General features: G+C 53.1%; 9 protein-coding genes. 7 read left to right on the forward strand and 2 right to left on the reverse strand.

Features of this window, described 5'->3' with window-relative positions:
• Window positions 1-90 precede the first annotated feature (90 nt).
• From OSC10802_RS0101905 to OSC10802_RS0101950, 7 genes are all read left to right on the forward strand, one after another.
• Complete coding sequence (locus tag OSC10802_RS0101905; protein ID WP_017715099.1) at window positions 91-1740, forward strand: ABC transporter substrate-binding protein; 1650 nt, start codon at window positions 91-93, stop codon at window positions 1738-1740.
• Window positions 1741-1912: 172 nt separating this feature from the next.
• On the forward strand, window positions 1913-2938 hold the full coding sequence (locus OSC10802_RS0101910; protein ID WP_026098085.1) for an ABC transporter permease: 1026 nt from the start codon (window positions 1913-1915) through the stop codon (window positions 2936-2938).
• A 739-nt stretch (window positions 2939-3677) separates the two neighbouring features.
• A complete protein-coding gene (locus OSC10802_RS0101920; RefSeq protein WP_198525040.1) occupies window positions 3678-5672 on the forward strand; it encodes an interleukin-like EMT inducer domain-containing protein in 1995 nt (664 codons plus the stop codon).
• A 262-nt stretch (window positions 5673-5934) separates the two neighbouring features.
• On the forward strand, window positions 5935-6609 hold the full coding sequence (locus OSC10802_RS38275) for a class I SAM-dependent methyltransferase (RefSeq protein WP_017715104.1): 675 nt from the start codon (window positions 5935-5937) through the stop codon (window positions 6607-6609).
• 592 nt (window positions 6610-7201) lie between these two features.
• The gene (locus OSC10802_RS43825; protein WP_026098086.1) at window positions 7202-8281 is read left to right on the forward strand and encodes a LamG domain-containing protein; all 1080 of its coding nucleotides are present in this window, start codon (window positions 7202-7204) and stop codon (window positions 8279-8281) included.
• 448 nt (window positions 8282-8729) lie between these two features.
• Window positions 8730-9812 carry a LamG domain-containing protein gene (locus OSC10802_RS0101945; protein ID WP_026098087.1) on the forward strand — a complete coding sequence of 361 codons (1083 nt, stop codon included), beginning with the start codon at window positions 8730-8732 and terminating at the stop codon, window positions 9810-9812.
• 487 nt (window positions 9813-10299) lie between these two features.
• A complete protein-coding gene (locus OSC10802_RS0101950; RefSeq protein ID WP_198525041.1) occupies window positions 10300-11373 on the forward strand; it encodes a LamG domain-containing protein in 1074 nt (357 codons plus the stop codon).
• 157 nt (window positions 11374-11530) lie between these two features.
• Here OSC10802_RS0101950 and OSC10802_RS0101955 read toward each other — a convergent pair whose 3' ends face one another.
• Window positions 11531-12592, reverse strand: coding sequence for a hypothetical protein (locus OSC10802_RS0101955; RefSeq protein WP_017715106.1), 1062 nt, complete (start codon window positions 12590-12592; stop codon window positions 11531-11533).
• Window positions 12589-14139 carry a hypothetical protein gene (locus OSC10802_RS0101960; RefSeq protein WP_017715107.1) on the reverse strand — a complete coding sequence of 517 codons (1551 nt, stop codon included), beginning with the start codon at window positions 14137-14139 and terminating at the stop codon, window positions 12589-12591. The genes OSC10802_RS0101955 and OSC10802_RS0101960 overlap by 4 nt, the downstream gene beginning before the upstream one ends.
• Between the last annotated feature and the right edge of the window lie 59 nt (window positions 14140-14198).

Raw genomic sequence — 14198 nt, forward strand, 5'->3', positions numbered from 1 at the left:
CGAAAGCTGATACCTAACAGCAGATAGCTGATAGATTCTTTATTGTCGCACTGTTTAGAATTCCGCAAGGGAGGCATTGGGTTGAGGGAAATGTTGCACAAGTATGCCGCAAGGTTAAACAGCCGCCGGTGGCGGTTGATGGGAAAATTCCTCAGTTTGTTCAGTTTGTGCTGTTTTTTGGCCGTTAGCTGCGGTCAGCGACCTGCAGCCCCACCGGCAGCCACCGGCGGCGAACCCGGTCGCGTTATTATTGGCATGACCTCAAAGCTGCGGACGCTAGACCCGGCTGACGCTTACGAGGTCGCTTCCGGCACCCTGCTGTACAATCTGGGCGATCGCTTGTACACTTACAAGGCGGGAAGCACCGAGCTCGAACCCCAGCTGGCGACGGCGCTGCCCACAATCAGTGACGATCGCTTGACTTACACTATCCCCCTGCGTCAGGGTGTCACTTTTCACGACGGAACTCCATTTAACGCCAAAGCGATGGAGTTTTCCCTGAAGCGGTTTATGGAAAACGGCGGCAACCCCTCATCGCTGCTGGCAAACGTGGCATCTGTGGGGGCGACGGGCGAGTACGAGCTAACTGTTAAGCTGAAAAAGCCCTTTGCTGCTTTTACGTCAGTCTTGACATATCCGTCAATTTGTGCTGTGTCGCCGAAAGCTTATGAAATTGGCAAGGGGAAATTCAAGCCGGACAGTTTTGTGGGCACCGGCCCGTACAAACTCGCCAAATATGGGACGGATTCTATCAAATTAGATGTGTTTGAGGGGTACTGGGGCGAGAAGCCGGCGAACAAAGGGGTGGATATTCAAATCCTGAGCAGTTCATCTAATTTATACAGTTCCTTCAAGACTGGCGCGGTGGATATTGCTTACCAGAGTCTGGATTTGGATCAGGTGGGGGATTTGCAAAAGCAAGCGGCTTCTGCCGGCTGGCAAGTGTTTTCGGAGCGCAGTAATGGGATTTCCTACTTGACGATTAATATGAAGGACAAGCCGCTGGACAGTCTGCCGGTGCGGCAGGCGATCGCAGCGATGGTGGACCGCCCCTTGCTGCAAGAGCGGGTGTTCCGGGGGCAGATAGAGCCGCTGTACAGTCTGGTGCCGGCAACGCTGACTGATGTCTACAAGCCGGTGTTTAAGGATCAGTACGGGGATGGCAATGCGGCGAAAGCCCTAGAAGCGCTCTCGCAAGCCGGTTATTCTAAAGACAAGCCGGTGAAACTGGAGCTCTGGTATCGCTCTAACCTCGCCAGCAACAGTCAAGCGGCGCAAACGCTGAAAGCAGTTGTCCAGCAGAAATTGGGCGGGGCGATGGAACTGGAGCTGCAAGGTGTGGAGTCGGCGACGGCTTACGAAAATCTGGATAAAGGCGTTTACCAGATGTTTATTCTGGATTGGAGTCCGGACTTTTTGGATGCGGATAACTACATTCAGCCGTTCATGAGTTGCGAGAAAGGTTCCGCAGCCACCGGCTGTGAGGAAGGGGAAACCAAGCTGCAAGGTTCGTTTTACTATAGCGAGCGCGTCAACGAGCTGATTGACAAGCAGCGACAGGAGCAAAACCCCGAAGTTCGCAAGCAAATCTTTAGTGAGCTTCAGGATATTCTCGGGAAAGATGTGCCTTTCATTCCGCTGTGGCAAGGCAAAGAGTACCTGTTCGCTCAGAAAGGCTTGCAGGGAGTTCGCTTGGAGCCAACCCAGAGAGTTCCTTTCTGGACAATCCAGAAGGCTTAACTATCTGTGATGGCAACCTGATGCGAGTGCCAGAAACCCGGTTTCTTAAAGAAACCGGGTTTCTTCACCTCGATCTCAGGCAATCGAAAGGAGGCGGAGCCTCGTAACTTTCGCTCCCTGGCTCCGCCAGGGAGCGAGACAATTAGCGATTAACCCTTAGCAATTAGGCTCGATGTCACGTTCTAAAGCGCTACAATATTATATCAGCATCCGTCTGCTCCTAGCACCGTTAATGCTGTGGACAATTACCACTGTGGTGTTTTTGCTCTTGCGGGCGACTCCGGGCGACCCAGTGGATGCGATTCTAGGCCCGAAAGCGCCGCAAGAGGTGAAAGATGCTCTGCGAGAGCAATTGGGTTTGGGGGGTCCGCTGTGGCTGCAGTATCTCAATTACATGGGAAAATTGCTGAGTTTTGACTTGGGAACTTCCCTCACCAGTCGCGGACAAAAGGTGTGGGATATTATCCAGGCTTATTTTCCAGCGACGGTGGAATTGGCGATTTTTAGTATGGTGGTGGCGCTGGTTGTGGGGGTTGGCGTCGGGATGATGTCTGCTTCGCGCCCGAATACGGCGTGGGATGCCGGTGGGCGCTTATTTGGCATTATCACTTACGCCGTTCCCGCGTTTTGGGTGGGGATGCTGCTGCAGCTCATTTTTGCGGTGCAGCTGCGTTTGTTTCCCCTGGGAACGCGCTTTCCGCTGTCGCAACCGGCACCCCAGCCTATCACGGGACTATACACGATTGACAGTTTGCTGAGCGGCAATTTCGGTCAGTTTTTCACTGCAGCGCACCATTTAGCTTTGCCCTGTCTGACGCTGGGGATTCTGATCAGCGGTATTTTCGAGCGGATTGTGCGGGTGAACCTCAAGCAAACCCTGCAAGCGGATTATGTGGAGGCGGCGCGCGCCAGGGGCGTTCCGGAATTCCGCATTTTGGTGGCTCACGCGCTGAAAAACGCTCTGATTCCGGTGATTACGGTGCTGGGGCTGACTTTGGCGTCGCTTTTGGGCGGGGCGATTTTGACGGAAGTGACGTTTTCTTGGCCCGGACTGGCGAACCGGCTCTACGAGGCGATTTCTTTGCGGGATTACCCGACTGTGCAGGGAATTGTGGTGTTTTTTGCGGCAATTGTGGTGATGGCTAGCATTGCGATCGATATTCTCAACGCCTACATCGATCCGCGAATTCGGTATTGATATCCAGAAACCGGGTTTCTGCGACAACTTTTGCCCGCCGCCGAAAGATTAATTCAGAAACCCGGTTTCTCAGCGCCCGCCAGAGGCCAGAAACCGGGTTTCTGCGACAACTTTTGTCTCCCCCCGATAGATTTATTCAGAAACCCGGTTTCTCAGCCCCCTCAGCCCCCACTGGGTTTCTGCTACAGCATGGGCATCCCCCTTGCGATAGATTTATTCAGAAACCCGGTTTCTCAGCTCCCCACCCGCACCCAGAAACCGGGTTTCTGCGACAGCTTTTGTCTGCCGCCGAAACATTGATTCAGAAACCCGGTTTCTCAGCCCCTAACCAGAAGCCAGAAACTGGGTTCCACCGGCACTCCCCCTCTCCCCAAAGTGCGGGCGCGGAGCAGGTGACGGAGTATTTCTAGGTTAATCAACTGTTGGGACAGGCCGTTCCGTGCGGGCGCGTAAGCGCGACGCCTGTCCTACGTCCTAACCTCAGTGCGTTCCCGGGGGGAACGCTACGACTTGACAAATGTATGGGAAGGTGGCATGATATTACTTGCTGGATCTCCACGCTCTATTGAGGGTGAGTTGGGTAAGCCGAACGGGCACAGCGTGGGGAACCTTTTCGCGAACAGAGCTGATTCAGGGTGTCTCAAATTTCAAACTCGTAATTTGGGCCGGCAGAGCGGTGACGCTCGTCCTGTTTGAAGTTCTGCGAGACTTAACTATATTTAGATTTCAGGAGAGAGCAGTGTCCTCAATTACCATCACGCCAAATACAGAGTCAGTCATCCTCTCAGAAGGAGAAGTTGTTGAGCGCGTAGCCAAGGTCTATGTCCCCAAGCCGACCCCAATCCCCCAAATCGACGTTTATTTTTTGGCCGACACAACCGGCAGCATGGGGTCGATCATCAACAGCGTTAAGTCGGGGATAAACCAGATATTAAATGGCTTCCGTTCGGAGATCGATATTTGCTTCGGTGTGGGCGATTATAAGGATTTTAATAGCAAAGATCCCTACGCCTTTAACCACCGGCAGAGCCTCACGGCAGATAAATCCCTGGTGACTGCAGCGATTAATGCTTTGAGCGCTGCAGGCGGGGAGGATGGCAGCGAAGGCCAGCTGTACGCGCTCGACCAGCTGGCGCAGCCTGCCGGTGGCTCAATTGGCTGGCGGCAGAATTCCAAGCGCCTCATCGTTTGGTTTGGCGACGCACCGGGACACGACCCGATTTGCAGAGCAATGTCACCGCTGCTGACTGCCGATATTACGGAAGCCTCTCTGACGGCGAAGCTGGTTGCTGAGAAAATCTTGATCATCGCCATCAGCACCACGACGAGTTACCCGCAAGGGCTGGATGACGATCCAAACGCACAGGTGGCGAATTACCAAGGACTATGCCCTATTGGTGGGAGTCGCGGTCAGGCGACGCGCCTGACTCAGGCGACGCGCGGGGTCCACTTCACAGGAATTGACGCCAACCGGATTGTTAATCAGATTATTACGTCGGTGGAAACGGTAATGTCTGCGATTAACAATCTGACGCTGGTTCCCAGTAAGGATCTGGCTCCCTTTGTTGCGTCGATTTCGCCGGCAGGCGGATATGGCCCGCTGGAGACGACGAAGGAACACTACCTCGACTTTACTGTGCGCTACACCGGCAAGAAGTCGGATCTGGAAAAGAAATTGAGTTTCCAGGGGACGATCGATGTGGTCGGTGATGGTGCGGTGATGGCGAAGCAAGATGTCACGATCGGGCGGCGGAAAGTGCCGGTCGAGTTTAAGGTGGAATCTGCCGGTGCGGACTGCGGAAATTTTGCCCGCATTCTCAAGTCGGGAGAGGAAATCAACTTTGGCCCCTACACGCGCGGCTTGAATGTGGCTGTTTTTGATGAAATTACAGGTCAGCTGCTGGTTAGCACCGCGTTCGACACGTTTATCGCCGCTAATTGCCGGAGCTTTGCTAACTTCATTGAAAGTCTTCCCGCTGGGCGAATTGTGGCGATTGGCGTTAAGGATGAAGCCAGTTACAATTTGCTGTCAGACCCAAGTATTGCACCGACTGTCTCGCAAGCGTTTCAATCGATTGGCAGCATTAAATTCCCAACGCTGACATACCGAGCTTCTTGGGCGCTAATCGGGCAAAAAGGCAGTGCGCCGGGAACCGCCGTCGAAGAGATATCTCCTGTCTCAGCGGTGAGTGTGACTCGTTCGTTTGAAGTGACGCCTTTAATCCCGCTGACCCCGGTGGTGGTGGCGACTTCCGCTACCCAAGACCATCACGGAGAGCCGGTGGGAATTAGCGTCAATGGCACAAAGGTGGAGATTGCCGGTGGCTATCAGGCGGGACTGAATGTGGCGGTTGTTGATGAGGTCAGCGGCGCTGTGGTTTCGAGTCGCGCTTTTGATGTCTTTGCCAATCCTGCGGCGGCGAATGAGTTTGTGCAGCTGGTTGACAGTCTGCCGGCGAAACGAATCGTGGCGATTGTGATGAAAGAAGGGAACAAAAATTCCCCCAACAGCAACCCATTTCCAGAGTCTGTCAAAACAGCTTGTATGAGTCTGGGTTCTTTGCGGGTGCACTATGTTTGGGAGCAAGGAATCTGGGCGATGGTGGGCGCGAAAGGCGCTGCGGTTGGCACGGCTCGCGAAAATATGGACAACAGCTATCACTATTACGTTACCTACGGTTGGGGTTTCGTGCTGGGGGCTGGTGTTTCTGTCCGCTCCTGCGGCTCTCTGTGAGCTGAACTTTGATTTAGATTTTCCATAGTCTGGTTCTGGATTCCGGCATGAGCCACAGGCGAGACGCCTGTGGCTGCGTCCGCCGGCGCGGAGTTTTTGGGGGCAGGGGCGGGCGCGTTCATCCAGATGAACGCACTCCTGCAGCACCCCAAGCAGAAGGACAGCACACAAATGGGTAGCTCCCCCAGAGCGGTGCTGAAGCGCTTTAGATTTATAATAAAAACCTGACCGCTAAAAATTGATTTATAAAGGAACCGCGAAGATGTCTGTCCAAGACGCGAAACAGCCCGATGTGGCACAACAGCTCTACCAGATCGCTCTGGCCAACTACGCTCAACACGTTGAGTCCAAGGGGTACTGCTTTACCACAGATTGGTTCGGTTTGAACACTCCTGTGTGGGAACATTTTTTGCTCCGGTTTGCGAATGTTCCTGAACTCAGCGTCCTGGAAATCGGCAGCTGGGAGGGCCGGTCTACTTGCTGGCTCCTGGAGCGGATTCTCACGCATGACTCTGCCAAGATTACCTGCATCGATACATTTGAGGGCAGCGTGGAACATGCGGAGATGGAAGAGAGCTATCTGAAGTCGGTGGGAGAGAGATTTGATTTTAATATTGCCAAAACGGGTCACCCAGAAAAAGTTACAAAGATTGTGGGCATGTCTCAAGAGGCGATGCGACCCCTGCCTTTGAATGCTTATGATTTGATCTATATTGATGGCTCTCACGCCGCCTGCGACGTGTTGCAAGATGCCGCGCTGGCTTGGGGGCTGCTGAAGGTGGGGGGGCTGATCATTTTTGACGATTACGGTTGGCCTTACCCTCAAGATTACAACCACCCTAAAATGGCTATTGACGCTTTTTTGACCGTGTTCGGCAATAAGCTGAAGCTCCTGCATGTTGGGTACCAGGTTTTCGTTGAAAGAACTTCTGCGTGACGGGAGTGCGCAACATTCCTGGTTAAACTCTGTCAAATTCGCGCTCCGAAGGCGCGCCGCGCGGCTTGTTTCGTTTGCCGGTGCCGGTGCGCTTGCCCTTTTCTGATATCTTGCGCCTGGGGTTGGCCCTCCCGCGCCGCCCCGGCGGGGGCATAATTGTTTGGCACCCATATCTATACTGGCTAAGCATGGGGATTGTAATTCTTTGGATTGGCCCCTTAGATTCTTCGCCCTCATGTTTCGCCCCTATTTTATCGGGATGGTCCCGCCGCTGCGCAGACTGTAAAGTCCAGTCAATAGCCGGGAATTAATTTTTCCTTTCCCTGTTTCCCTCTCAATCCTTCTTCCCAGCAATCAACCGGAGAGCATATCTCCGGCAGGTGCCGGTGACGTGCCGGTGCCGTTTTGTAATGCTATGTTACCGAACGAATAAAAGGCTGCGATTGTAGCACATTCCTGGAACCGGAACAAGGCTTAGATAAGATATAAAGAAAAGCTTAAAAAAAATGAGCCGGCTCAGACTTCTGCTTAAATAACAGGAGAGTTTGCGGTGAAACCCAGAACTCCTTAACCCGTAAGAGGAAAACTAAATATGACATTGACAGGCCAATTCCAAGTGCCGGCCACTGCCGATCCCGGCATTGACTTTACCAATACCCAAAGCACGGAAGTCATCTACACATTTACGGCCAACGGAACTTGGTCGCCCGATGCAACCAATCCCTACCTAGAATGCACCGCCGAGGGGCTGGCCAGTCTCCAGCCGATGATTCGGGATGGGATTATAGCAGGGTGGCCAGATATTGCAAGCTGCACGAAGTATCCCAAGAATGCTATTTACGGCTTAATCGCCCAAAACCTGGCAACGGGGGAAGTGACCAATATTGGCAAAAAAGCGACAATCGTTCTCAAACCGGGGCAAACCTTGCGGTTCCTGATGAATGATTTCTTTTGGGACTACGGCAATAACAAGGGCAGCCTCTCTGTCAGCTGGTCTGGCATCAGTTTAGTTCCCAAAGTTATGCAGTTTGACGGCGATAAAGATTATGTCACACTGCCAGAGGTAAACGTCAACTTTTCGGCAGGTTTCACGATAGAAGCGTGGGTCTGGTATGACGCCTTCCGGCATTGGTCGAGAGTTATCGATTTAGGCAACGGTGCCCAGTCAGATAACATCGTTTTGGCAAATTCAGCAACAACCGCCAAGTTCGACCTGAGTATATATAAGGGGAACGCAGGACAAGATTTTACTTCCCCATCGGCAGTTCTAGAACTGGGTAAGTGGATGCACTTGGCAGGGACGCTCGATCCTGCCGGCAATGCCGTCCTTTACAAAAACGGTCAGCCAATTGCGACCAGCAAGCTTCAAGTGCCAAACAACATCAATCGCACCAAAAATTATATCGGCAAAAGCAACTGGGGGAGCGACCAGGATTTCAAGGGGAAGATGGCAGAAGTTCGGGTTTGGAACCGAGTTCGCACTCAAGCAGAAATACAGGCGGATATGTCCAAGCGGCTGACTGGCAAAGAGGCCGGTTTGGTCGGGTGCTGGCCATTAAATGAGGTTCGCGTGGAAGGCTCAGCGCTCAAAGTTTCAGACCTCACCGGCAATTTCTCCGGCACTCTTACTGGCGCTGTCCTTGTTGAAGACAGCACCGTGCCCGTTAGCTAAGGGCGAGGAACCTTTGTCTGGGGGGCGATCCCCCCTCAGTCCGATAGTTGCCTGTGAATTCCGAGCTGCCAAGAAACCCCGTCTTGCCAAGGCGGGGTTTTTTCCTTCTAATCAGACTTTTCAAGCCTTAGGGAACGTCGCGTTTCTTTGGGTGAGGTGCAGCAAAGCCGGCGCTTTTGGCTGCCTCTCCCTTAACCGCTTTAATAGGCCCGCTTTTAGAGGCTATCTTTTGCCTGCCGGTTGCGGGGAAGGGTGGTGCCCTTTGGCGCGGAGTGCGACTGAACAAAATCTTCTATTTTAGCACATTACTATGGCTTGCGCTCGACCTGAAGCTATTCCTAAAGACAGATATAAAAAATATTTGCTTGGCCTAATATTTGTGCTTTAATAACAGAAGAGTTGCCGGTGAGAGCCTCAACTCGCTACACTCTAACAAGACAGGTGAATTATGACCTTAACTGGCCAATTTGAAGTGCCAGTCAGTTCCGACACTGGCACTGAGTTTACCAATAGCCAAAGCACGGAAGTCGCGTATACATTTTCCGCGTCGGGAACCTGGACGCCCGACAAGAACAATCCCTCCCTGGAAGGATGTACGGCTGAGGGGTTTCCCAGTCTCAACCCTTACGTGCAGGCTTGGTATCAGCAAAATTTGCCGGCTTTTGGAAGCTGGACAAAGTATTCCGGCCAGACTCCCTATGCTTTAGTAGCCGAAAGCAAGACAACAGGTGCTGTTACCGAAGTCGGGAAAAAAGCGACCATCGTTCTCCAGCCGGGGGAAACCTTACGCTTCGTCGTTAATGATTGGACTTGGGATTACGGCAATAACAGTGGCAGCCTCAAAGTCAGCTGGTCAGGCGTCAGTTTAGTGTCCAAAGTCATGGTGTGTGACGGGGATGGGGATTATGTGCAAGTCCCGTACAGCGCGCAACTCAACCCGAGCCAATTTACTGTTACTTGCTGGGCGAAAGTGACAGGCGGACAGGGCAAGTTCCGCTCTCCTGTGACCTCTCGTGACGGCAAGAATGGCCTGAAAGGATATAAGCTGTATGCCAGTGACAATAACAAGTGGCAAACTTGGGTGGGTAACGGCAGCAGCTGGCAATCTGCAGTAGGGCCAGATGTGGTTCTGAATACTTGGACTCATGTGGCAGCCACCTATGACGGTACTAATCTCAAACTGTACGTCAATGGCAATTTGGCGGGAACGCTGGCAACCGCGTATGTTCCTAACACGGCCTTTCCTTTGAGGATTGGAGCGGGAGCTTCAGAACAAACCCCCCCTTGCTACTACTTTTTTGGTTCAATCGCCGAAGTTTCTGTCTGGAAGGTGGCCCGCACTGCAGAACAAATTAAAGCCGATATGTCCAAGCGCCTCACCGGCAAAGAGGCAAACCTGGTCGGTTATTGGCCCTTAAATGATGCCCGAGTAGACGGCTCAGCTCTTAAGGTTTCAGACCTCACCGGCAACTTCTCCGGCACTCTTACTGGCGCTGTCCTCGCTGAAGACAGCACCTTGCCGGTGAGCTAGCCGGTGTCCAGGTAGCGTTCCTTATTATAGAACCGTCAATCAGTGGGGTGGCTCTTCCAGGGAGCCCACCCTGCGATAAGTGCGTTTCTATTTGAGTTGCGAGAAGGTAGAAACCCGGTTTCTCAAAGAACCCGGGTTTCTGGCCCCTCGTGGGGTAGCTCTTCAACAGAGCTTCTCCTGCGATATACAGGTCTGATTAACCGCAAGGAAGCTGACCGGATCTCCCTTAACAATGCCCTATTCCCCAATGGCCCATGCGATGATACCCAATGCCGTGCCGGTTGCGGGGAAGAGTGGCGATCTTTGGCCCTCCGTCCCGTCGAATAACGGTTATGGCTATTATTACATTTTTGCAATTTACACAAGATATAGAGAGATTTGTAAAAAAAATGTAAAAAAAAGCGCACAGGTAAAAATTTATGCTTTAATAACAGAAGAGGAGAGGGTTGAACCTCAACTCCCATTCCCGTCACAGGAGAATAGAATCATGGCCATAACGAGTCAATTTGAAGTGCCAGCTACTTCCGAGACTGGTATTGACTTTACCAATACCGAAACCTCGACAGTCGCTTATACATTTTCCGCATCGGGTACGTGGACGATCCCCAATTTTGGAGAATGTACCGCTGAGGGGTTTCCCAGCCTCAACACTTATACGCAGGCTTGGATTAAAGCAAACTGGCCAGACTTTGAACAGCAAATGAAGTATCCCAGCCAGACTCCTTATTCTTTAGTGGCCCAGAACAAAACAACGGGTGCTGTCACTCAAGTCGGGAAAAAAGCAACCATTGTTCTCAAGCCGGGTGAAACCTTAAGCTTCAAGCTTAATAATACGACCTGGGACTATCCCAAGAGCACCGGCAGCATCAAGGTCGATGCGTCAGGCACCAGTGTCGTTCCCAAAGTCATGCAGTTTGACGGGAATGGCGATTTTGTAGATATCCCGCCAGAGAGTCTCCCTACGGGTAATGAAATTACCATAAGTTTCTGGGCTAAGGGCGCAAATGAGCTTCCTAAAAACACATCCGTAATCTATGCCGATTTGTCTGGTTACCTGTTAAATATCCACCTGCCCTGGAGTAACGGGTACATTTACTTCGATTGCGGTTCAGGTAGCGGCGTATACGACCGCATTGAAAAAGGAGCTGAAGCGATTGACTACAAAAACCAATGGGTTCACTGGGCGTTTACTAAGAACGCCGCCAAGGGGGAAATGAACATCTACCTCAATGGCCAGCTTTGGTTCACTGGCACCGGCAAGACTAAGCCTGTGGCGAAACCCGCCAAAGTCCGCATAGGAAGCCAAACTACCAACCCGTATTACTATCATGGCTCACTTGCCGAAGTAGCGTTCTGGAATAAAGTCCTCACTCAGCGAGAAATCCAGGTTGGTATGTTCAAACGGCTCACAGGAAAAGAGCCCAACTTGGTGAGCTATTGGCCCTTAAATGAATTCCGAGTGGACGGCTCAACTCCTAAAGTGATTGACCGGGTAAACCAACTTCAAGGTGTTGTTACGGGAGTTGTCCTCGTTGAAGACCCCAGCTTCCCGATTGACTGAGGACAAGGAACCTTTGTCTGGGCGGGGATAAGCGAACATAAATAAACGTAACCTGACCCCTTTCAGAAACCCGTTTTCTTGGAGAAACCGGGTTTTTCTTAGAAACCCGGTTTTTTGGAGAAGGTTCTGCCTTCCGCCCTCTCAATAAAAACACCGGCTACTGCACGTACTCAGCATAAATCAAGCCGGTGGCTGACAGCATTTCCCCATTCAGAGAAAGACTGACTTTAATCGGTCCCGTCACTTCCTCAATAAAGCTGTACTGGCGCTCCTGATTGTCAGGCACCACCAACTCCGCCTTGCCGTCAAACTCCACCTCCATCAACAGCCGGTCCTGTTCGTCCGCCGCCTCCACCACCAAACTTTGCGGCATTTTCAACGAGCGCTGAGAAAACAGCGAAGCCATAATCCCAGGCAGGCGCGTTGGCAACACCGGCTCTGGCGACCAATCCCAATTAATCCGCAAACTCGAACCCAGAAAAATCTTGCGCAACTCCTTATTCAAGTAAACAAAAATATAGGACAGCCCGCCCTCAGAGTGATTCCTGTTGGTGCGCAAGTCCAAAACAAACGTTAATTCACGGCCATCCTCGCATTTCGCAAAAGCCACAAACCACTCCCAACCGATATCCTCGCCCCAGCGGAAGCGCCCGAAATTGCGGTCGTGATAGCAAAACCAGTCAGAAGTGATATTAAAACTCCGCCCGCAAACCACAAGTTCGCCCGCCAGCTGCAAACCGGGCACCAAACCCCACCCGATAAAACCGCTGCCGAAAGGCGAATCCTCTGTTACCAACAGAGGTGTCGCCTCCGCCTGTCCTTGAAAGCGCACATAAAGCTGCGCCCTATCGTCGCGGACTTCCACAGCGTAATTGTTGCCGTCAATATCCAGCGACATCCCTTTCCCCTGCAAGCGCAGCGGAAAACGGCGCACCCCTTCTGGCTTCCACTCCAGAGAGAAAGCCGTGCCGAAAGTTGCCAGAGGCGCATCCAATTCTGAAACAATCGACTGGGGGTTCATGTTAACAATCAGCGTCACTTGAATTTCCCCTTTCCCGGGGCGACCGGCCAAAGTGACGTTAACCAGCGCTCGCACCCCGCTCTGCCGGTCGAGCAGCACGAAGTGATACCAGTCTTTCCAGTCTACCGGCGAAGCGGGGTCGTTTAGAGGGATTCGCAGGTCTTCAATGCGAGCTAGCAATTGTGGGTCAGTTGTCATCGCTGAATAGATTTTTCTTCGCCAAGTACATCGTCAAAAACCGGCTCGGGCGCAACGGGGGCAGCCGGTGTAGCGGAATCGGGCGCGATCGCCCCCAAAAAAGCAGCGAACCTCGGCGACACCTGCGCCAGCGCCAGAACCCACGCCCCAAACCAGAGGTCAGCATTCCCGCCCAGTGCGGCGACAACAGCGCCACCGGCAAAATCAGGAACCCGAATTTTGCCCCGCAACTCACCGGCAAGCGAATCCGCTTCCAGCAAACCCCACAGCCACTGCTCCCAGGCATAGAGCATCCCTTGCTGTCCGGGCAGTCCGCCAATGGAAGCGTGATAAGCCGAAGACGCCGACTGGCTGACCGCCAGCCAGCGCGGCGCTTGCGCCGCCGCCTGCGCCAGCACCCCATTCTTAAAGAACCGCGTCCGCCCCAGCTGAGCCAGCAACCGGCTTCCCGCTTCCGTTTCCGCCCGCTCCTCACCCTTTTGGGCCAGGACGAGCAGCAGTTCCGCAGCCAGCCAGCGAGCCGACAGCCCTTCCAGACCGGCCAGTCCCGCTGCTAAACTGTAACCGGCTCGCTCCGCCGTGCCGGTGGGAGTCCCAGGGTTTGGCGTGCCGGTGGCGCAAGCTTCCAGCATCCCGGCAATTCTCGGCGACACCGCAGCCAGTCCCGAGACAATCGCCCCAAACCAGCGCTCCCCATCCCCGCCCATTCTATCAGCAAATCCCGCTGCAAACAGAGGCGGAACAGAGATTTTTTTCCCACTCGCTCCCGCTTCTAAATCCGTGTGAGCCAAATTTAACAGCCAGCGCTCCCAAATCTCCAATAACCGCCTTTGCCCCACCTGACTTTCCAGCGCCGAACTCCCTGCAGACAAACTTTGAGAAATCCAGGCCGGCAGTTGAGCAATTGCCAGTGCCCTCGCCCCATTTTGGAAAAAGCCAGTCCCCTTCAGCCCAGCCAGTAACTCGCCGCCCGCTTCTGTTTGAGCGTATTCCTCTCCTTTTTGAGCCAAGATTGTCAGGAGTTCAGCCGCCAGCCAGCGAGAGGGAATCTTATCCAAATCCATCACTCCCGCTATCAAGCCGAAAATCCCGGCTGTCGTCGGATCTGGCTCCAAGGCAAACAGTTGATTCGGCTCCCCAGGCAGAGGCAGAGTCACCGGCACCGGCAACTCTACCGCCTCAGTTTTCTTCGGCGTACTCGCAGCAGGCACAATCTCTATTTTAACAGGAATTGCTGTTTCTTGCACCCCCGGAAATCGCAGCCAACTTGTGAAAATTTGTCCCGGCTGCAAATTCGAGGGAATGTCCACAGCAATCGTCTGGCTAGCTTCACGCCCCCGCTCCACATAAATGTAAGAGGGAGCCAAGCGCTCAATTATCGATAAAATCTGGCCACTGTCGCTCACCCAGTCATCCAAAGTCGGGTGCGCCAGCACAGTTTCATTCATCTCGTTGCGCAGCGACAGCCGCAACGAAAGCGTCGCGCCGGCAGGGATTTTGGCGCTCGCGCCGGGGACAGGTGGCGGGAGTTCAATTGCTTGGCTCATTTTTTAGGGAATCTTCAACATAATGATTTTAACCCAAGTTGCTCTCGCTAGGGCGCATC

Origin of the sequence: Kamptonema formosum PCC 10802 (assembly GCF_000332335.1) — a bacterium.
In the GTDB taxonomy this organism is placed as follows: domain Bacteria; phylum Cyanobacteriota; class Cyanobacteriia; order Cyanobacteriales; family Oscillatoriaceae; genus Oscillatoria.

Excerpts from the sequence above, each read along its gene's own strand:
- OSC10802_RS0101905 (WP_017715099.1), top strand. The coding sequence starts at position 91 with ATGTTGCACAAGTATGCCGCAAGGTTAAACAGCCGCCGGTGGCGGTTG.
- OSC10802_RS0101910 (WP_026098085.1), top strand. The coding sequence starts at position 1,913 with ATGTCACGTTCTAAAGCGCTACAATATTATATCAGCATCCGTCTGCTC.
- OSC10802_RS38275 (WP_017715104.1), top strand. The coding sequence starts at position 5,935 with ATGTCTGTCCAAGACGCGAAACAGCCCGATGTGGCACAACAGCTCTAC.
- OSC10802_RS43825 (WP_026098086.1), top strand. The coding sequence starts at position 7,202 with ATGACATTGACAGGCCAATTCCAAGTGCCGGCCACTGCCGATCCCGGC.
- OSC10802_RS0101945 (WP_026098087.1), top strand. The coding sequence starts at position 8,730 with ATGACCTTAACTGGCCAATTTGAAGTGCCAGTCAGTTCCGACACTGGC.
- OSC10802_RS0101950 (WP_198525041.1), top strand. The coding sequence starts at position 10,300 with ATGGCCATAACGAGTCAATTTGAAGTGCCAGCTACTTCCGAGACTGGT.
- OSC10802_RS0101955 (WP_017715106.1), bottom strand. The coding sequence starts at position 12,592 with ATGACAACTGACCCACAATTGCTAGCTCGCATTGAAGACCTGCGAATC.
- OSC10802_RS0101960 (WP_017715107.1), bottom strand. The coding sequence starts at position 14,139 with ATGAGCCAAGCAATTGAACTCCCGCCACCTGTCCCCGGCGCGAGCGCC.